The organism is Pseudomonas sp. HLS-6 (assembly GCF_002753995.1).
Taxonomy (GTDB): domain Bacteria; phylum Pseudomonadota; class Gammaproteobacteria; order Pseudomonadales; family Pseudomonadaceae; genus Aquipseudomonas; species Aquipseudomonas defluvii.
In genome coordinates, this window is sequence record NZ_CP024478.1 from 1,451,560 (window position 1) to 1,470,573 (window position 19,014).

A 19,014-nucleotide genomic window follows, 5' to 3' on the forward strand; every position below is an offset into this window, starting at 1 on the left:
CCCATGATTCGTGAAATCCTGAAAATGGGCGATGAGCGCCTGTTGCGCATCGCACCACCGGTGCCAGCCTATCTGTATGGCAGCCTCGAGTTGGAGCAGTTGATTGCTGACATGTTCGAGACCATGCGCCATGTTGGCGGGGTCGGGCTGGCTGCACCTCAAATCGGTGTTGACCTGCAGTTGGTCATCTTTGGTTTCGAGCGCAGCGAGCGTTACCCGGATGCCGAGGCCGTGCCGCAGACCATCCTGCTCAACCCGGTGATCACACCGTTAGGCACTGAAGTCGAGGACGGTTGGGAAGGGTGCCTGTCGGTGCCGGGCCTGCGTGGTGTAGTACCGCGCTATACCCGTATTCGTTATGAAGGCGTTGACCCTCAGGGCATGCCGATTCAGCGAGTGGCTGAAGGCTTCCATGCCCGCGTGGTGCAGCATGAATGCGACCACCTGATCGGTCGGCTGTACCCTTCGCGCATTCACGACTTCGCCAAGTTCGGTTACACCGAAGTGTTGTTTCCAGGCTTGGTCGATCAGGACGATTGAGGCCGAACCATCGCCAGCAGGGCTTTGCTGCGTTGATAGCGCACCAGGCGGTCCGCCAGTGGGGCGGGCAACGTGTGGGCTGATGCAAAGCCCAGCCGAGCGTAGAACGCCTGCAGATCAGGATGACAGAACAACCAGACGCTGCCTTCCTCTTGGCGCGTTGCTGTTTCTATCAGGCCCCGGGCAATGCCCTGCGCACGCCATTCTGTGCCCACCAGTAATCCGGTCAACCAACTGCCACCGGGCACCGCCGTAAGGTTCAGCGCGGCGATGAGCTGTGGTGCGCGTGCAACCCAGTGTTGCCCGCCGGGAGCCGCACGCATCGATGAACCCTGGCTTTTGTAGAATTTATTCAGCAGTGGCTGCTCAAGGGCAGGCAGCAGGCAGTAGTGGATCTGAGGCACGATGGGTTTCCACGCAAGGCTCTATCTCGCGGTTTTACACCAGGGGGTGTCGGCCCGTCGAGCCCTGTGCAAGGTGGTTATTGTTACGGAATCGGTAATAGTGAATGTACGGCTTCGGGATTTAACGACGGAAGTTGCGCTGTAAACTAAGCACATCCCAAACAGAATAGTTAATTGGGGTCGGTACTTCGTGTTACATCAACCTGTGATGTAACAACTTCTCCCCGCCCATCCGGCGCATGAAGTGAATTTGTTTGTTTGATTGCTTTGCAGGCCAACTAACATGAAAAAATTACTTGCATTCGCCTTGATCGGTTTTTCTACATTTGCGCTGGCAGATGAAGTTGAAACGGCAGCCGCTCAACCTGTTGCCGAGCAGTATGATTACTCGCAAAACCTCGATATTGCCAAGGTAATCAGCCTGTCGACCCTGCCAAATGTGTGTGAAGTCGTGCCAGCAACCATGACTTATGAAGACCATCAGGGCCAGCGTCATACCATTGAATACCGCGCCATGGGTGACGGTTGCAGCAACGGTTAATAGGCATTGCCAGATGTTCTCAAGCCCCCGCAGCAGCGGGGGTTTTATTGTTAAGGGTATAAATAACTGCGTTGGTTATGTTGTGCAGGGTTCTTTAATCGGTTTTTGATTGAGCACATGTGCAATACGTTCCAGTGCCTGTTTGAGTACTGCCCGGTCGGTGGCCGCCGAAAGGCTCACCCGAATCGCGGGCAGATCCCCTTGTTTGACGGCAAAGACTTCTGCCGGCACCACATCCACGCCCTCGGCCCGACAGGCCGCCGCCATCACGGCACCAGGTCGCTGCCCGGTGAGCCAGAGATGGGGGGAGGGGGTGCTGTCATCCTGCAGTGCCGCGCCGAGGACCTTGCGCGCCAGGCGCCAACGCTGTGCGATTTCCTCGCGCTGCCAGGCCAGGCGCCGCTCGGCTGTACCGTCGGATAGCCAGCGGTTGGCAATCTGCACGCTGAGCGGCGATACAGGCCAATGGGTCGCCTGGGTATGTGGATCGATCCGTTGCAGCAGCTCAGTGTCGGCCGCAATCCAGCCCAGGCGCAGCCCAGCGCCGACGGTTTTCGACAGGCTGGTCACCAATACACCCTGTCGACCCAGCAAAGGGAAAAGCGGCGGGCTGTCGGTGAGTGCACCGTAGACATCATCTTCAATCAGCAACAATCCATGCTGCCTGACCACGGCGGCGATCTCGCGTTGCCGCTGCGGTGATGGACAACTGCCGGTCGGGTTATGCAGGGTGGGTGTCAGCACCACTACGCGGGCACCGGTGGCGCGGGCCATGCGTTCCAGGTCATCGGGGCGGATGCCGTGCTGATCCAGCGCAACGCCGTGCAAGGGCAGGCGCAACTGACGGCAGGCGGCCTTGATGCCGGGGGCGGTGAGGGCTTCGACCAGTACCGGGTCGCCCGCCTGACACAGCGACAACAGCAGACTGAACAGGCCTTGTTGGGCCCCCGCGCAGAGCAGCACCTGTTGCGGCGAAAGGCTCAGGCCACGGTTACGCAGCCAGGTGGCGCCAAGTGCGCGCCCCAGTAGAAGCTCATCGGCGGTCAGGTAGTGTTCCAGGCGCTGGGTCTGGTTGTTGTCTATCAACGTCTGTAGTGCGCGCTCGACGTCGTCGTTGTGTTGATTGACGGCCGGTACGTTGGTCGACAGGTCGATGCGGGCCGCTTTGCCCTGTTTCAGGCAGAACAGCGTGGCCTCCTTGCTTCCCGCCAGCACGTAGGTGCCCCGGCCAACTTCGCCACTGACCAGATGGCGGGCGGCGGCCTCGCGGTACGCCTGTTGGGTGGTGCTGGGGTTGAGGCCCAGTGCCCAGGCCAGGCGCCGTTGTGGCGGCAGACGATCACCTACCTTGAGTTCACCACACTCGATAGCCTCGGCAATGGCCTCGACCAAGGCCAGGTAGCGTGGCTGGGGGGGGTTGGGCAGGAGCGGTATCCACATGTATTGTCGGCCATGCAATATAAGGTTTTACCCATACAATGCGTGATGACTAAGATCGGGTCAAACCCTGACCCGAGAAGGTGATTGCCATGTTTGATTTACCTGCGCTGCGCGATGCTGTTCGTTTGATCCGCCCCAGCATTCCTGCCACGCCTCAGTATGCCTGGCCGCGTCTGGCCGAGCGCTTGGGTTGTGAGGTGTGGGTCAAGCATGAAAACCATGCCCCTACCGGTGCATTCAAGGTTCGGGGCGGCCTGCTTTATGTTCAGGCGCTGTTGGCGACTTCACCCGGTGTTCGGGGGCTGGTCACCGCCACGCGCGGTAACCATGGGCAGAGCCTGGCGCTGGCGGCACGTAATGCCGGGTTGCCGATCATTATTGTCGTCCCCGTGGGCAACTCGCGGGAAAAGAACGCAGCAATGCGGGCCCTGGGCGCCCAGTTGATCGAGTTCGGCCAGGATTTCGATCAGGCGCGCAGTGAGGCGGCCCGGTTGGCACGGGAACTGGGCTATGAGCTGGTACCGGCGTTTCATCCGGAACTGATCCGCGGCGTCGCCACCTATGCGTTGGAGCTGTTCGAGGGCGTTGACCAGCTGGATTGTATCTACGTGCCCATCGGTATGGGGTCGGGGATTTGTGGCCTGATTCGCACCCGTGATCTGCTGGGCTTGCGCACCGAGATCGTCGGTGTGGTGTCAACGCAGGCCGATGCCTTTGCTCAAAGCCTTGAGCAGGGTTGTATCGTCACCACCGAGAGCGCCGATACCTTTGCCGATGGCATGGCTTGCCGTATGCCGCAGCCTGAAGCGTTTGAAATTGTGCGTGCGGGGGCTGCACGGATTGTGCGGGTCAGCGACGAGGAAATCGCCGAGGCGATGCGGGTTTTTCATGAGGACACGCACAATACTGCGGAAGGCGCTGGAGCTGCAGGCCTTGCGGCGTTGGTGCAGGAGCGTGAGCGGCAGCAGGGGCGCAAGGTTGCCGTGATTCTCAGTGGGGCGAATGTCGACCGTGAACGCTATGCCCAGGTGCTGGCGGGTTGAGTTGCCGTCTCTGAAGCGCTTGTGACCAGGCAATTTTTTCCAATACGCAGCGGATGCAACAGGGTTTAATGAGCGCCTGTTTGCAATACCTGTAATGGACGGTTCATGCCTTTTTCCAATGGATTTCTTCTGAGTTTGTCACTGTGTCTGGATATCGGTGTGGCCAACATCGCCATGATCACTCTGGCCATGCGTCGCGGTTTTTTTCAGGGCTTCTGGCTGGGTTTGGGAACCTGTATCGGCGATCTGCTTTATGCCGTGGCCGCGCTGGCGGGAATGACGGTACTGTTGCAGTACACGGCAGTACGTTGGGTGTTGTGGGTGGGGGGATCGCTGCTGCTGGTGTGGTTCGCTGTAAGGATGCTGGTCACTGCCTTACGGGGGGATGCGCACTTGAACACCAGTGATGAGGTGGTCGTGGAGTCACCGTGGCGTGAGTTCATGCGCGGTGTTTTCCTGGCCATGTCCTCACCTAGCGCGATTCTCTGGTTCGCTGCGGTAGGCGGTGTACTCATCTCGCGCTCTGGCGGCGGCAGCCTGCTGGAGGCTGGCGTGTTCCTGGCCGGCTTCTTCGCTGCCGGGGTGCTCTGGAGCCTCTCGTTGTGCCTGGTCGCCAGCCACGGCGGGCGTTTGCTTGGCGACCGTTTACTGACCTGGTCGTACCTGGCGTCGGCAGGGATCTTCTGCTATTTCGCGGTGTACGTGATCGTTTCCGGTTACCGCGAGTTTATCCTGGCGGTGCCCGCAACCGCCCTGTGAGCCATCCAGTAAGTGTGGGGTGTCAGGCCTTGCGTCCGGCGAAAGGCGTTGATGAAGTGGCTTTGATCATAGAAACCCAAGGTTGCCGCCACCTCTTGTGGATGCAGGCCGCCGCGTAGATGCCGACGTGCCTCGCTCAGGCGCAGTTGCATGTGATACTGCAGTGGTGCCAGCCCGGTGGCCTTTTTGAAGCAGCGTACAAAATGGTACTTGCTCAAGCGAGCTATGCGGGCCAGTTCATTCAGCTCCAGGCGTCGCCACAGGTGTTCACGCATGAACTGTACGGTGTGCAGGACTGCACTGCGTTGTTCGCCGGGTGTGCTCGAAGGCTGTTCAAGCAATTGGTTTAGCAGGTTGATCAGCGCCTCTTCGTCCTCCTCTGGTGATTGCGCACGTACGCGCGCGAAGTCGACGATGGCCTGGAACAGCCCAGGGTGTTGCAGTACCCCTTGGTCGAAGCTCGGGCAGCCGTTGGGGTGATCAAGGTTGTTCTCGGCAATGACGCGCGCCAGGGCTTGGGGCGACAGGTGCAGGCTGATGTACTCGACCCCGCTTGGGCCGAACGCCGAACCCTGGACGGCCAGCGGGTTGTACACCGTCACTTGGCCGGGATTGACGTCCAGGCTACGACCATCTAGCCAGATGTGCTCATCGCCTTGAAGGTTGGCGCTCAGCACATACTCATCGTGGGTATGTCGTGGAAAACTGGCCGCCTGGGCCTTGACCCAAGAGGCCTCGACCAGGCCGCAGGCATGCAGGTGTTCGGTGATCAGGGCCATGGCTGGTTTCCCGGAACGGACAATGCGGCTACGCTAGCCCAGAGGCATGGCCCGGTGCAATGAGGGCAGTGGCCATGACGTGCAATGCTCAACCTGTATGGAGGCACAGCTATGTCGACCCTGAAGGACGCCGGGTTTGCACCGGCGCGTTATGAAAATGGCCGTGCGTTCACCATTGCCGGGCTTGGCGAGCGTTACACCCAGCAGACCCTGCAGGGCATTCCGGTACTCTGGCAACGCTTTGCCCACCATATCGGCAAGGTGCCGGGGCAGGTCGGTCACGACACCTATGGCCTATGCTGCAATCCTGATGGTCAGGGTGGTTTCGAGTACATCGCCGGGGTCGAAGTGACGAGTACCGAGGCGCTGGCGCAGACGTTCCGCTGGTACGCCTTGGCGCCACAGCACTATGCCGTATTTGAGCACCGGGGGGCGATATCCGCTATTGGCCAGACGTTCGAGCGGATCTGGAAGGAGTGGTTGCCAGGTTCGGGTGAGCAGGCCGCCGATGCGCCGGAGTTCGAGCGTTACAGTGCTGATTACGATCCGGGCAGCGATAACAATGTGGTTGAAATCTGGCTGCCACTGAAAGCCCGGTAGTCGAAGCGTTCTGGGAGGCATTTTCGCTGCATGGGCTGCGTGTACATCAGCCTGTTCAGTGCGTGAGTTTCAACCTTGGTCGCTGAGGAGAACAACACGATGAGCCCTCTAACGCCTGATCCGGGCAGAGTGGCTTTGGCTTACCGATGCCTTCGGGCCGGGGTGGGTGCCATCGACCAAGGCCTTCATGACGACCGTGGTGAAGTTCGAGGAATTCCACGGCAAGACGCTCTATACCGCCCGTGCCTGGCACTGGAATGCTGCAGATTGCCAGGCCCATGATGACATGGGTTTTCATCGCGGCTGGGGGAAAGTGTCGAGCGCTTGGTGGCGCTTGTTACCGATCAGATGCCGGATTGACACCAACTGCCTGGACGGCGCTTTTGCGTGCGCCGTCCAGGCCAGTAGTCTGGGCTTAGCCGATGGTGATCGGTGGTGGGCTCACCAGGTCTACGGTCTGCTGTTTGCGTGGCGCGAGGATTTCGGCTACGCCGTCTACCACCAGTTCATCGTTCTGGTTGAACACGCGGGTGGCGATGCGCACCTTGAACTTCGGCAGCTTCTCGAGAATTTCCAGGCGAACGGTCAAGGTATCGCCGAATTTCACGGGCTTCTGGAAGGTCATTTGCTGACCCAGGTAGATCGTGCCCGGGCCAGGCAGCTCGCAGGCGACGGCGGCGCTGATCAGTGCGCCACTGAACATGCCGTGGGCGATACGCTCTTTGAACATGCTCTTGGCGGCGAACTCTGCATCCAGATGCACCGGGTTGTGGTCGCCGGACATGGCGGCGAACAGCTGGATATCACGTTCTTCGACGGTCTTGCTGAAGCTGGCGGTCTGGCCGACTTCGAGGGCTTCGTAAGGCGTGTTGGTGACCTGGGTCATTGAGGTGGAGTCCTTCAGGTTCGACGAGGCAGGGGGTTATTCACAGCGAGGGGGGCGGCCAAGGGCCAGGGCCCGCTCGAGCCAGTCAATAACTGTAGCCGTAACTTCGTCGCGGTTGGTTTCGTTGAACAGCTCATGCCGGGCTTGCGGATACAGTTGCAGCTGCACGTGCTGGTTGCCGGCCAGACGCAATGCACCAGCCAGATCCTTGAGACGCTTGCCGGCACTGACCGGATCACATTCGCCGCCAATGATCAGGATTGGCAGGTTCGGATCGATCTGTGCGAGGTTGTTCGGCTGGCTGATCTGCTCCAGCCCCATGAGCAGATCGATCCACAGGCGATTGCTGCAGCGAAAGCCGCACAAGGGGTCGGAGAGGTACTTGTCGACCTCTACAGGGTCGCGGCTAAGCCAGTCGAACGCCGTGCGGTTAGGTCTGAAGGCTTTGTTGAAGGTACCGAATGACAGCCACTCGATCAGTGCGCTGCGGCCCACGGGCCCCTGGCGCCAGGCTTCGAACCGAGCGATCAGGCAGGCCGCTCGGTACAGCGCCGGTGGCTGGAAGTTGGAACCGCTGAGAATCGCCCCTTGCAGGCTCGCACTGTGGTGCAGCAGATAGGCTTGGGCAATGTAGCTGCCCATGCTGTGGCCGAGCAGAAACACCGGTGTACCGGGGTATTGTTGGCCAATGTATTGATTGAGCAGCCCCAGGTCATTGACCACCTTGCTCCAGCCCTCATGTTGTGAGAACAGGCCTCGCGTACCCAGCTCCGCCGTTCGACCGTGACCGCGTTGGTCATGGGCGTAAAGGGCGTAGCCAGCGGCACTCAGCGCTTCGCCCAGTCGCTGGTAGCGGCCTGCATGCTCGGCCATGCCATGGGCCAGCAGTACTACGGCCTTGACCGGGCCGGTTGGCAGCCACTGATAGACATAGAGGCTGCAATGATCGCTGGCCGGCAGCCAGAAGGCGTCATGGTGCATGGCGGCTCCTTTTGCGCATATCGCGTGATCTGCTCAGTGTATATCCCAGTCAGGAGGGGGACTGGCCACTGGCAACAGGATTCACATCCTTAGTTACAGAGCTTGTCAGATATGCCGTCTTTGGCGTGTTTGCCGTCCGAGGCATACCTGCTAACGTCGGCAAAGCACCGTTGTCTGGAGACGAGACGGTCCGGAACGGCTCAGGTATGAGGACAAGAATAAATGCAAGCTGATTTCTGGAATGATAAACGCCCTGCGGGGGTTCCCTCGCAGATTGACCTGAGCGCCTACAGGTCGGTCATTGAAGTGTTCGACCGCTCATGCAAGCGATTTGCCGACCGCCCGGCATTCAGCAACCTTGGGGTGACGTTGACCTACGCCGAGCTTGATCGTCACTCGGCAGCCTTTGCTGCCTACTTGCAACAGCATACCGACCTGGTCCCCGGTGATCGCATCGCGGTGCAGATGCCCAACGTACTGCAGTATCCCATTGCAGTATTTGGTGCCCTGCGTGCGGGGCTGATCGTGGTCAATACCAATCCGCTGTATACCGCCCGCGAAATGCGTCATCAGTTCAAGGACTCGGGTGCCCGTGCCTTGGTCTACCTGAACATGTTCGGCAAATTGGTTCAGGAGGTTCTGCCCGATACAGCGATCGAATACTTGATCGAAGCGAAGATGGGCGACCTCTTGCCAACGGTCAAAGGCTGGCTGGTCAACACGGTCGTCGCCACGGTCAAGAAAAATGGTTCCAAACTACCACTTGCCACAAGCGGTGCCCTTCAAGCGCGCGTTGAAGCTGGGGCAGGGGCATACCTTGAGGCCTGTGTCGTTGGGCCTGGACGACGTCGCGGTGCTGCAATACACCGGTGGTACCACGGGCCTGGCCAAGGGCGCGATGCTGACCCATGGCAACCTGGTGGCGAACATGCTGCAGGTGCTGGCGTGTTTTTCCCAGCTTGGCCCGGACGGCCAGAAGATGATCAAGGATGGCCAGGAAGTGATGATCGCGCCGTTGCCGCTCTATCACATCTATGCGTTTACCGCGAATTGCATGTGCATGATGGTGACGGGCAACCACAACGTATTGATCACCAATCCGCGAGATATTGGCGGTTTTATCAACGAGCTGAAGAAGTGGCGTTTCACCGGTCTGCTGGGGCTTAACACGTTGTTCGTTGCACTGATGGAGCACCCGGCCTTCAAGACGCTCGATTTTTCTGCATTGAAGGTCACCAACTCGGGCGGTACGGCCCTGGTCAAGGCCACGGCGGAGCGCTGGGAGAGCCTGACGGGCTGCCGTATCGTCGAAGGCTACGGCTTGACCGAAACCTCTCCGGTGGCCAGCACCAACCCGTATGGTCAGCAGGCCCGCCTGGGGACGGTGGGCATTCCGGTGCCGGGTACGGCCTTCAAGGTTATCGACGACGAAGGGCATGAAATGCCCTTGGGTGAGCGTGGCGAGCTGTGTATCAAGGGGCCGCAGGTCATGAAAGGCTATTGGCAGCGTCCAGAGGCTACTGCCGAGACGCTGGATGCCGAAGGGTGGTTGAAGACGGGTGATATCGCGGTCATTGATCCGGATGGCTTCACCCGGATTGTCGATCGCAAGAAAGACATGATCATTGTCTCGGGATTCAATGTGTACCCGAATGAAATCGAAGATGTGGTCATGGCGCACCCGAAGGTGGCCAACTGCGCAGCCATTGGTGTGCCGGACGAGCGCTCTGGCGAAGCGGTGAAGCTGTTCGTGGTGCCACGTGAACAGGGCATCAGCCTGGAAGAGCTCAAGGCCTACTGCAAGGCCAACTTCACCGGTTATAAAGTGCCCAAGCACATCGTGCTGCGCGAATCGTTGCCCATGACGGCGGTGGGCAAGATCCTGCGCCGCGAGCTGCGTGACATCGCGTGACGTGATGCGCATCGTCGGCAATGCAGCCTCTTGCAGGAGATGCGCTGCCGGCGATGTGACGGGAACAAAACCGCACTCGTAGACTAATTACTCTAAAAGTGACTATTGATAGTCTATAAGTCATTTTTGTGACTGTTTAGGCTGCTTTAGCCCTAGGCGGGCCTTGGCAAAGCTGCTACTCTCGGCGCGCTTCTGAGCATTCGGTTTGCAATAAACCGGAACTTAATATCAATAATAATCGCATCGACTGCGGTGAAGAATTCGCTGGTGCTGGAGGAGTGGGCTTCCATGATCGAGAACTTTTGGAAGGATAAGTACCCAACCGGGATTGCCGCGCAGATCAATCCGGATGAGTACCCGAATATCCAGGCGGTATTGAAGCAGTCCTGCCAACGTTTCGCTGATAAACCGGCCTTTAGCAACCTGGGCAAAACCTTGACCTACGGAGAGTTGTACGAACTTTCCGGGGCATTTGCCGCCTGGTTGCAACAGCACACTGACTTGCAGCCCGGCGATCGTATCGCGGTGCAGTTGCCAAACGTATTGCAGTACCCCGTTGCAGTGTTCGGTGCCATGCGGGCCGGCCTGATCGTGGTCAATACCAACCCGTTGTATACCGCACGGGAAATGGAACATCAGTTCAATGATTCCGGCGCCAAGGCGCTGGTCTGTTTGGCCAACATGGCACACCTGGCGGAAAAGGTTGTGCCCAAGACCCAAGTCAAACACGTCATTGTCACCGAAGTTGCCGATCTGTTGCCACCGCTCAAGCGTTTGTTGATCAACAGCGTCATCAAGTACGTGAAAAAGATGGTGCCGGCGTATCACCTGCCCAAGGCGGTCAAGTTCAATGATGTCTTGAACAAGGGCCGTGGTCAGCCGATCAAGGAAGCCAATCCGGCCAGTTCCGATGTGGCGGTATTGCAGTACACCGGCGGCACCACCGGGGTGGCCAAAGGGGCAATGCTCACCCACCGCAACCTGGTGGCCAACATGCTGCAGTGCAGGGCGCTGATGGGCTCCAACCTCAATGAAGGCTGCGAAATCCTGATTACGCCGCTGCCGCTTTATCACATCTATGCCTTCACCTTCCATTGCATGGCGATGATGCTGATTGGCAGCCACAACATCCTGATCAGCAACCCGCGTGACTTGCCGGCCATGGTCAAGGAACTGTCGAAGTGGAAGTTCAGCGGCTTTGTCGGCTTGAACACCCTGTTCGTGGCCCTGTGCAACAACGCCGATTTCCGCAAGCTGGACTTCTCGGCGCTGAAGATCACCCTGTCGGGAGGCATGGCGTTGCAGATGTCGGTTGCCGAGCGCTGGAGAGACGTCACAGGCTGTGCCATTTGTGAAGGCTACGGCATGACCGAAACCAGCCCGGTAGCCGCCGTCAACCCGGCCGAACGCAACCATATCGGCACCATTGGCATTCCGGTGCCCTCGACACTCTGCAAGGTGATCGATGATGACGGGCGTGAACTGGCACTGGGCGAAGTGGGTGAGTTGTGCATCAAAGGCCCGCAAGTGATGAAGGGCTACTGGCAGCGCGAGGATGCGACGGCCGAGATCCTTGATGCCGATGGCTGGCTCAAGACCGGCGACATTGCCGTGATTCAGGCAGACGGTTACATGCGCATCGTCGACCGCAAGAAGGACATGATTCTGGTGTCTGGCTTCAACGTCTATCCGAACGAACTTGAGGATGTGCTGGCTGCGCTGCCGGGTGTATTGCAGTGCGCGGCAATCGGCGTGCCGGATGAGAAATCTGGTGAAGTGATCAAGCTCTTCATCGTTGCCCGCCCCGGCGTCACGCTGACCAAGGAGCAGGTGATGGAGCACATGCGCGCCAACGTCACAGGTTACAAGGTGCCGCGCTTCATTGAGTTTCGTGATGCACTGCCGACCACCAACGTTGGCAAGATACTGCGCCGCGAACTGCGCGATGAAGAACTGAAGAAACTGGGTCTGAAGAAGATTGCCTGAGGCACTTGCGCCGGCTCCATGGGAGCCGGCCTTGGCCCGCAATGGGTTTAGCGCAGTTTCTCAAGCATCTGGTAATACCACATGCCGGCCGCCAACAACGGATTGCCCAGCACATCGCCCATTGGCACCTTGATGTGCTTGCACCCGGCAAAGGTATCGAATTTTTCCAGCGTCCCGGTCATGGCCTCAGCCATGATCTCGCCCATGATATGGCTGGTGGCGATGCCATGGCCGGAGTAGCCCTGGCAGTACCAGACGTGCTCCGACAGCTTGCCCAATTGCGGGATGCGGTTGACCACGATACCCATGGCACAACTCCATTGAAACTCGATCGGTATGCCCTTGAGTGCCGGAAAAGTGCGCTCGATGCATGGGCGCAGTTCACCGGCAATATCCCGTGAATCACGTCCGGAGTAGTTGGCGCCACCGCCGAACAGCAGGCGACCATCGGCGGTCATGCGGTAGTAGTCGAGTACGAAGCGACAGTCGTAGACCGCCAGGTCCTGTGGGTTGATCTGGTGCGCCAGCTCGCCCAGCGGGGCGGTCGTGACGATGCCGCCCATGGCGGGAAAGATCTTGCCTTTGAGCTGGCGTTTTTCCAGTTTGTGGTACACGTCGCCTGCCAGCAGCACCTGACGTGCGTCGATCCGGCCATGGGCAGTGACCACGGCCGGGCGAGGGCCATGGATGATGTCCAGCACTTCGGAGTTCTCGAAGATCAGCGCGCCCAGTTGCTGGGCAGCACGGGCTTCACCCAGGCACAGGTTGAGTGGGTGCACATGCAGGTTGCGGCGGTTTTTCAGTGCCCCGATGTACAAGGGGCTGTCCAGGTGTTCGCGTACACCCTGGCGGTCCAACAACTCGACCTGATCGCCCATGCCGCGGGTTAGCGCTTCATCATAGGACGCCTGAAGCTCGTCCAGATGCGACGCTTTCATCGCCGCATGCAGGTGGCCTCGCTTGAGGTCACAGGCAATGTTGTAGCGCGCTACCCGCTGTTCGATGATCTGGTGACCGCGCCAGCGCAGGTGCCAGATGAAATCGTCGACCTCATCGCCGAGGCGCGCACGCATCTGCTTGCGCATCGCTTCATCGCCCGACAGGCTGCCGGTGACCTGGCCGCCATTGCGCCCGCTGGCCCCCCAGCCGATCCGATGGGTTTCGACGATGGCGACTTTCAGGCCGCGTTCGGCCAGCTCCACGGCGCTGGCGACACCGGTGAAGCCGCCCCCGATGATCACCACGTCGACGCTCACGTTGCCGTTCAGGCGTGGGTACTCGGTGAAGTCATTGAGGCTGGCGCTGTAATAGGAGGCGCTACGCGGGGCGGGGCCGTGGTTAAGTGCTGCGTTCATGGGGTAATCCTTACTAAAAGAGTGAGCGGTCAGGCTTGGGTCAGGTACCAGCGCCAGTCCTGTTCGCCGACTTCGGCCATGAACTGTCGGTATTCGGCGCGTTTGACCGCCATGTAGACACCGAGGAACGCCCCGCCGAAGGCTTCGTGCGCCCAAGACGAACCTTGCAGGGCATTGAGTGACGTCAGCCAGTCGGTTGGCAGCAGTGTCTTGGCCTGGGCATAGCCGTTACCTTCAACCGGTGCGCCCGGGTCGAGTTGCTGGCGAATGCCGTGATGCAGGCCGGCCAGAATGGCAGCTGCAGCCAGATAAGGGTTGGCGTCGGCGCCGCAAATGCGGTGCTCGATATGCCGGGTGTGGGCTGGGCCGCCTGGCACACGCAGGCTCACCGTGCGATTGTCCACGCCCCAGGTCGGCGCCAGCGGTGCATAGCTGTTGGCCTGGAAGCGCCGGTAGGAGTTGGCGTTGGGGCAGAACATCAGCAGCGAGTCGAGCAGCACATCGAGCATGCCGGCGACCGATTGGCGCAGCAGGGGTGTGCCCGCCTTGTCTTCGCTGGCATAGAGGTTGTTGCCCGCGCGGTCGGCGAGGCTGACGTGCATGTGCATGCCGGTACCGGCCAGGTGATCGAACGGTTTGGCCATGAAGCAGGCTTGCATGCCGTGCTTGTGCGCGACGCCTTTGACCAGGCGCTTGTAACGCACCGCCTGGTCCATGGCTTCGAGCGCATCGCCGTGCTCCAGGGTGATTTCCACCTGCCCAGGGGCGTACTCGGAAATCGCCGTGCGTGCGGGAATACCCTGGGCCTTGCACGCCGCATACAGGTCCGCCAGGAAGGGTTCGATCTGTTCGAGTTCACGCAGACCGTAGACCTGGGTGCCTCGCGGTCGTCCGCCATCGGCGTCACGCGCCGGTTGTGGGCGGCCCGCCGCGTCGCGTTGCTGGTCGAGCAGGTAGAACTCCAGCTCACAGGCCATGACCGGGTAGTAGCCGTCGGCTTTGAGCGCGTCGATCACGTTGATCAGCACGTGCCGAGGGTCGGCGATGGCGGCCGGTTGCCCTTCAGTCGGGTGCATGCTGACCTGTACTGCGGCAGTAGGGATCTGTCGCCATGGCAGGCGCACCAGGCTGCCTTCAAGCGGGTAGGCGCGGCAGTCGATATCGCCGACGTCCCAGACCAGCCCGGAGTTTTCGACGTCTTCGCCGTTAAGGGTCAGGCCCAGAATAGTGCTGGGCAGCGGGCGACCGCTCTCATAAACCGCCAGCAGTTCCTCGCGGTGCAGCAGCTTGCCGCGCGGCACGCCGTTGGCGTCGAGGATGAACAGCTCGATCATTTCGATATCGGGGTTGGCGGCCAGGAATGCCTGGGCCTGCTCGGGGTGAGCAAAGTGCATGAGTGTCTCGCTTGCGCCCATAGGCGCACAGTGCCGACTGCAGGGCAGGTCAGCCAGTGATTGACGATGTAGGGAGTCAGATCAATGCGAGGGTGTCTGGTGGGCGAGCATGGCGGCAATGCCACAAGGCCCAGAAGGCGAGAATGATGTGAAACAGCGGATTTTCACCGGAACGCGCCCTGACCTTCGAGCACGAAGGCGGCGATACAGGGCAGGACGAGCGCACGGGTGAAGTCATGCACCGATACTCCCATGGTCGATAAGGTTCATTAAATCAGTGTTTATATACCTTCAGGTATGTATCGACTAAACAAAGCCGTGAGACCCTGTATCCGTGCCGAGCGGGGGTAAATCTGCGACAATCGCAGCCCTTACCTATGCCGATCATATGCCGATCATGCGACAGCAGGCTCACCTGCATGACTAAAAAGACTCCATGACTGACCAGAATCCCGCTATCGATCAACTGTTGAGAAACCTTGATCACGCCATGATCGCCGAGCGTCATCGACTGCGTCGGCAATTGCACGAACTGCGCAAGCACCCTGATGAAGCCAAACTCGCCCAGTGGGTCGAGAAGGTGCAGGCGTCCTTTGCCCGGGTGACGGCTCGCAAGCAAAGCGTGCCGTTGATTCGCTACGACGACAGCCTGCCGATTGCCGCCAAGCGCGATGAGATCAAGAAGGTCCTGGCCGAGCATCAGGTACTGATCATTGCCGGTGAGACGGGGTCGGGCAAGACCACCCAATTGCCGAAGATCTGCCTGGAGCTGGGCCGCGGCCAGCATGGCCTGATCGCCCACACCCAGCCACGGCGGATTGCCGCCCGCAGTGTTGCGACGCGGGTTGCCGAAGAGCTGGGTACGCCACTGGGAGCGCTGGTGGGCTATCAGGTGCGCTTCGAAGACCAGAGCGATGCCAACACCCTGGTCAAGCTGATGACGGACGGTATCCTGCTGGCCGAAACCCAGCACGACCGTTTTCTCGAACGCTATGACACGATCATTGTCGACGAAGCGCACGAGCGCAGCCTGAACATCGACTTCCTGCTCGGTTACCTCAAGACCCTGCTGCCTCGGCGCCCGGACCTGAAGCTGATCATCACTTCGGCGACCATCGACCTGGAGCGCTTCTCCAAGCACTTCAATGATGCGCCGATCATCGAAGTCTCGGGCCGTACCTACCCGGTGGAGACCTGGTATCGACCGCTGACCAGCGAGCAGGATGAAGAGGGCAATCGGGTTGAAGATGACCTGACCGTGGATCAGGCGATTCTCGCCACCCTCGACGAGATCGCCGCCCATGAGCGCAGCGAAGGCAAGCACCCGGGTGATGTGCTGGTGTTCCTGCCCGGTGAGCGGGAAATCCGCGATGCGGCTGAAATGCTGCGCAAGGCCCAGCTCAAGCACACCGAGATCCTGCCGTTGTACGCCAGGCTTTCACCGGCCGAACAGCAGCGAATCTTCCAGTCCCACCCCGGGCGGCGCGTGGTGCTGGCAACCAACGTTGCTGAAACTTCGCTGACGGTGCCGGGCATTCGCTACGTGATCGACAGTGGTACGGCGCGGATCAGCCGTTACAGTTACCGGGCCAAGGTGCAGCGGCTGCCGATCGAGGCCGTATCCCAGGCCAGCGCCAACCAGCGTAAAGGTCGCTGCGGTCGGGTCGAGCCAGGTATTTGCGTGCGTCTGTACAGTGAAGAGGATTTCAACGCCCGCCCTGCGTTTACCGATCCTGAGATCCTGCGCACCAACCTTGCCGCGGTGATCCTGCAGATGCTGCATTTGCGCCTGGGCGCGATTGACGCATTCCCGTTCATCGAGCCGCCTGATGGCAAGGCCATCAGCGACGGCTTCAACCTGCTGCAAGAGCTCTCTGCGGTGAACCGCGAGAACCAGCTGACGCCGCTTGGCCGGCAACTGGCGCGGCTCCCAGTCGACCCGCGGCTGGGCCGCATGCTGCTTGAAGGCGCGAAGCAGGGGAGCCTGCAGGAAGTGCTGATTGTTGCCAGTGCACTGTCTGTGCAGGACCCGCGCGAGCGTCCTCCGGAGCGTCAGCAGGCTGCCGATCAGGCTCATGCCCAGTGGAAGGATGTCGACTCCGATTTCGCGGCCCTGGTCAATCTCTGGCGCGGTTTCGAGGAGCAGCGCCAGGCGCTGACCGCCAGCCCATTGCGCAACTGGTGCCGGAAGAACTTCCTCAATTACCTGCGCTTGCGTGAGTGGCGCGATGCGCACCGGCAGTTGGGGCTGATTTGCCGTGACCTGCAGTTGAGCATCAACAAGGAGCCCGCCGACTACCCGAAACTGCACAAGGCGGTGCTCTCCGGGCTACTCAGTCAGATCGGGCAGAAAACCGAAGACGGCGACTACCTCGGCGCTCGCCAGCGGCGCTTCTGGGTACACCCGTCTTCGGGCCTGGGCAAGAAGCGCCCGCAATGGCTGATGACTGCCGAACTGGTCGAAACCACCAAGCTCTATGCGCGGATGGTCGCCAAGATCGAACCAGACTGGATCGAACCGCTGGCCGGGCACCTGGTCAAGAAGAACCACTTCGAACCGCACTGGGAAAAGAAGCGCGGCCAGGTGGTGGCCTATGAGCAGATCACCCTGTATGGGTTGATTATCGTCGGTCGACGCCCGGTGCATTTCGGCCCGATCGACCCTCTGATGTCACGCGAACTGTTCATCCGTGAAGCGCTGGTGGGCGGTGAGATACAGTCACGGGCCAAGTGCCTGACGGCCAACACGCGCTTGCTTGAGCAACTCGACGAGCTGGAAGCCAAGGCACGTCGACGCGACATTCTTGCCGATGAAGAAACCCTTTACGCCTTCTATGAGGCGCGGCTGCCCGCGGAGATTCATCAGACCGCAACGTTCGACAGCTGGTACCGGGTCAACAGCCAGAAAGACCCGCAGTTGTTGATCATGCGCGAGGAAGATGTGCTGGCCCGTGAGGCCAGTGAAGTGACCGCTGCCCAGTACCCCGATACCCTGCGCTTGGGTGACCTGAGCCTGGCATTGAGTTATCACTTCGAGCCTAATCACCCGCGTGATGGTGTCACCCTGCGCGTACCGGCGCCGCTGTTGCCGAACCTGCCGGGCGAGCGCCTGGAGTGGCTGGTGCCCGGGTTGCTGGAAGCCAAGTGCATTGCGCTGGTGCGCAACCTGCCCAAGGCAACCCGCAAGAACTTCGTGCCCGTACCGGACTTCGTCAAGGCTGCCTTGCAGCGGATGAGTTTTGGTGTCGGCTCGTTGCCCCACGCATTGGGCGCGGAGCTGTTGCGCATGACCGGTGCGCGGGTCAGCGATGAGGCCTGGAGTGAAGCTGCCGAGCAAGTGGACAGCCACTTGAAAATGAACCTGGAGGTGGTTGATGCCCAGGGCAAGTTCCTGGGCGAAGGCCGCGACCTGGCAGAGCTGACCTCGCGTTTCGTCGCTGCAAGCCAGGCGGCACTGGCCGTACCGCAAACGGCACAGAGCCAGCAGCCGGTGGAGGCCAAGGGCTTTGCCAAGGTTGCGCAAAGTGCCCAGCAGAAGATCGCCGGCCTGTCCTTGACGGTGTACCCGGCGTTGGTGGAAGAGGGCGGGACGGTCAAGGAGGGGCGGTTCTCGACAGCCGCCGAAGCCGAATACCAGCACCGTCGCGGTTTGCAGCGGCTGTTGCTGCAACAGTTGGCCGAGCCGGCCAAGTACCTGCGCGGCAAGTTGCCGGGGCTGACCGAGCTGGGGCTGCTGTACCGCGAATTGGGACGGATTGAGGCGCTGGTCGAGGACATTCTGCTGGCCAGTCTCGACAGCTGCATCCTTGAGGGTGAGGCCAGCCTGCCGCGTGACGGTGCTGCACTGGCGTCACTGGCCGAGCGCAAGCGTGGCCAGTGGGCCGAGCATGCCGAACGTCTGGCGCGTCTGACGCTGGACATCCTCAAGCTCTGGCATGGCTTGCAGAAGCGCTTCAAGGGCAAGATTGATCTGGCCCAGGCTGTGGCGTTGAACGACATCAAGCAGCAAACGGCCAATCTGGTGTACCCGGGGTTTGTTCGGGAAACACCGTCGCTCTGGCTCAAGGAACTGCCGCGCTACCTCAAGGCGATTGAACTGCGCCTGGAAAAACTGCCCGCGCAGGTACAGAAGGATCGTGTCTGGAGCGGTGAGCTCAGCAACCTCTGGGCACAGTTCAAGGCCCGCGCCGACAAGCATGCCCAGGAAGGCAAGCGTGACGAGCAGTTGGTCTTGTACCGCTGGTGGATCGAAGAGTACCGGGTTTCACTGTTTGCCCAACAACTGGGCACCAAGGTGCCGATTTCCGATAAGCGATTGAGCAAGCAGTGGGGGCAAGTGGAAGCCTAACGGCTTGGAAATGTGGCACACTTCGTCGACGTACGCCGCTGATGTG

General features: G+C 60.3%; 14 protein-coding genes and 2 pseudogenes. 9 read left to right on the forward strand and 7 right to left on the reverse strand.

Annotated elements, in window-relative coordinates:
• Positions 1 to 3: 3 nt before the first annotated feature.
• Positions 4 to 540, forward strand: coding sequence for a peptide deformylase (gene def / locus CS390_RS06685; RefSeq protein WP_099773844.1), 537 nt, complete (start codon positions 4 to 6; stop codon positions 538 to 540).
• Here def and CS390_RS06690 read toward each other — a convergent pair.
• Positions 528 to 944, reverse strand: a complete 417-nt coding sequence (locus tag CS390_RS06690) for a GNAT family N-acetyltransferase (protein ID WP_065761765.1) — start codon at positions 942 to 944, stop codon at positions 528 to 530. The two genes, def and CS390_RS06690, sit on opposite strands and share 13 nt — an antisense overlap.
• Before the next feature lie 283 nt (positions 945 to 1,227).
• Here CS390_RS06690 and CS390_RS06695 point away from each other — a divergent pair, with 283 nt between their 5' ends.
• Positions 1,228 to 1,485, forward strand: a complete 258-nt coding sequence (locus tag CS390_RS06695) for a DUF2790 domain-containing protein (protein ID WP_065761764.1) — start codon at positions 1,228 to 1,230, stop codon at positions 1,483 to 1,485.
• A 75-nt stretch (positions 1,486 to 1,560) separates the two neighbouring features.
• Here CS390_RS06695 and CS390_RS06700 read toward each other — a convergent pair whose 3' ends face one another.
• Positions 1,561 to 2,925 (reverse strand): PLP-dependent aminotransferase family protein, encoded by a 1,365-nt coding sequence (locus CS390_RS06700; protein WP_099773845.1) that lies wholly within the window; start codon positions 2,923 to 2,925, stop codon positions 1,561 to 1,563.
• Positions 2,926 to 3,014: 89 nt separating this feature from the next.
• Between CS390_RS06700 and CS390_RS06705 the strand changes: the two genes are divergently transcribed.
• Positions 3,015 to 3,968 carry a threonine dehydratase gene (locus CS390_RS06705; RefSeq protein WP_065761762.1) on the forward strand — a complete coding sequence of 318 codons (954 nt, stop codon included), beginning with the start codon at positions 3,015 to 3,017 and terminating at the stop codon, positions 3,966 to 3,968.
• 105 nt (positions 3,969 to 4,073) lie between these two features.
• Positions 4,074 to 4,727: a LysE family translocator gene (locus tag CS390_RS06710; RefSeq protein WP_065761761.1), complete on the forward strand. Its 654-nt coding sequence runs from the start codon at positions 4,074 to 4,076 to the stop codon at positions 4,725 to 4,727.
• Here the strand turns inward: CS390_RS06710 and CS390_RS06715 are convergent.
• Entirely contained in the window at positions 4,685 to 5,506 is an 822-nt protein-coding gene (locus CS390_RS06715) for an AraC family transcriptional regulator (RefSeq protein ID WP_065761760.1), read from the reverse strand. The genes CS390_RS06710 and CS390_RS06715 overlap by 43 nt on opposite strands.
• A 111-nt stretch (positions 5,507 to 5,617) precedes the next feature.
• On the opposite strand from CS390_RS06715, the gene CS390_RS06720 reads away from it, so the two are divergent.
• Both CS390_RS06720 and CS390_RS25255 read left to right on the forward strand, forming a co-directional pair.
• Complete coding sequence (locus CS390_RS06720; RefSeq protein ID WP_065761759.1) at positions 5,618 to 6,106, forward strand: GyrI-like domain-containing protein; 489 nt, start codon at positions 5,618 to 5,620, stop codon at positions 6,104 to 6,106.
• 133 nt (positions 6,107 to 6,239) lie between these two features.
• A pseudogene (locus tag CS390_RS25255) lies at positions 6,240 to 6,466 on the forward strand (SRPBCC domain-containing protein); the annotation flags it as partial.
• A 55-nt stretch (positions 6,467 to 6,521) separates the two neighbouring features.
• Here CS390_RS25255 and CS390_RS06730 read toward each other — a convergent pair.
• Together CS390_RS06730 and CS390_RS06735 are read right to left on the reverse strand one after the other, a co-directional pair.
• A complete protein-coding gene (locus CS390_RS06730) occupies positions 6,522 to 6,992 on the reverse strand; it encodes a MaoC family dehydratase (RefSeq protein WP_099773846.1) in 471 nt (156 codons plus the stop codon).
• Between the two features lie 36 nt (positions 6,993 to 7,028).
• Positions 7,029 to 7,973 carry an alpha/beta hydrolase gene (locus CS390_RS06735; protein ID WP_099773847.1) on the reverse strand — a complete coding sequence of 315 codons (945 nt, stop codon included), beginning with the start codon at positions 7,971 to 7,973 and terminating at the stop codon, positions 7,029 to 7,031.
• Between the two features lie 222 nt (positions 7,974 to 8,195).
• On the opposite strand from CS390_RS06735, the pseudogene fadD2 reads away from it, so the two are divergent.
• Positions 8,196 to 9,885 (forward strand): annotated as a pseudogene (gene fadD2 / locus CS390_RS06740) (long-chain-fatty-acid--CoA ligase FadD2).
• Positions 9,886 to 10,173: 288 nt separating this feature from the next.
• Positions 10,174 to 11,871: a long-chain-fatty-acid--CoA ligase FadD1 gene (fadD1, locus tag CS390_RS06745; protein WP_065760698.1), complete on the forward strand. Its 1,698-nt coding sequence runs from the start codon at positions 10,174 to 10,176 to the stop codon at positions 11,869 to 11,871.
• 47 nt (positions 11,872 to 11,918) lie between these two features.
• Here fadD1 and CS390_RS06750 read toward each other — a convergent pair whose 3' ends face one another.
• Entirely contained in the window at positions 11,919 to 13,226 is a 1,308-nt protein-coding gene (locus CS390_RS06750) for an FAD-binding oxidoreductase (protein ID WP_065760697.1), read from the reverse strand.
• A gap of 29 nt (positions 13,227 to 13,255) precedes the next feature.
• Positions 13,256 to 14,620: a glutamine synthetase family protein gene (locus tag CS390_RS06755; RefSeq protein ID WP_065760696.1), complete on the reverse strand. Its 1,365-nt coding sequence runs from the start codon at positions 14,618 to 14,620 to the stop codon at positions 13,256 to 13,258.
• A gap of 436 nt (positions 14,621 to 15,056) precedes the next feature.
• On the opposite strand from CS390_RS06755, the gene hrpA reads away from it, so the two are divergent.
• Positions 15,057 to 18,968, forward strand: coding sequence for an ATP-dependent RNA helicase HrpA (gene hrpA, locus CS390_RS06760; protein ID WP_065760695.1), 3,912 nt, complete (start codon positions 15,057 to 15,059; stop codon positions 18,966 to 18,968).
• Positions 18,969 to 19,014 lie beyond the last annotated feature (46 nt).

Excerpts from the sequence above, each read along its gene's own strand:
- CS390_RS06710 (WP_065761761.1), top strand. The coding sequence starts at position 4,074 with ATGCCTTTTTCCAATGGATTTCTTCTGAGTTTGTCACTGTGTCTGGAT.
- CS390_RS06755 (WP_065760696.1), bottom strand. The coding sequence starts at position 14,620 with ATGCACTTTGCTCACCCCGAGCAGGCCCAGGCATTCCTGGCCGCCAAC.
- CS390_RS06695 (WP_065761764.1), top strand. The coding sequence starts at position 1,228 with ATGAAAAAATTACTTGCATTCGCCTTGATCGGTTTTTCTACATTTGCG.
- CS390_RS06705 (WP_065761762.1), top strand. The coding sequence starts at position 3,015 with ATGTTTGATTTACCTGCGCTGCGCGATGCTGTTCGTTTGATCCGCCCC.
- CS390_RS06715 (WP_065761760.1), bottom strand. The coding sequence starts at position 5,506 with ATGGCCCTGATCACCGAACACCTGCATGCCTGCGGCCTGGTCGAGGCC.
- CS390_RS06730 (WP_099773846.1), bottom strand. The coding sequence starts at position 6,992 with ATGACCCAGGTCACCAACACGCCTTACGAAGCCCTCGAAGTCGGCCAG.
- CS390_RS06750 (WP_065760697.1), bottom strand. The coding sequence starts at position 13,226 with ATGAACGCAGCACTTAACCACGGCCCCGCCCCGCGTAGCGCCTCCTAT.
- CS390_RS06720 (WP_065761759.1), top strand. The coding sequence starts at position 5,618 with ATGTCGACCCTGAAGGACGCCGGGTTTGCACCGGCGCGTTATGAAAAT.
- CS390_RS06735 (WP_099773847.1), bottom strand. The coding sequence starts at position 7,973 with ATGCACCATGACGCCTTCTGGCTGCCGGCCAGCGATCATTGCAGCCTC.
- CS390_RS06700 (WP_099773845.1), bottom strand. The coding sequence starts at position 2,925 with ATGTGGATACCGCTCCTGCCCAACCCCCCCCAGCCACGCTACCTGGCC.
- def (WP_099773844.1), top strand. The coding sequence starts at position 4 with ATGATTCGTGAAATCCTGAAAATGGGCGATGAGCGCCTGTTGCGCATC.
- hrpA (WP_065760695.1), top strand. The coding sequence starts at position 15,057 with ATGACTGACCAGAATCCCGCTATCGATCAACTGTTGAGAAACCTTGAT.
- fadD1 (WP_065760698.1), top strand. The coding sequence starts at position 10,174 with ATGATCGAGAACTTTTGGAAGGATAAGTACCCAACCGGGATTGCCGCG.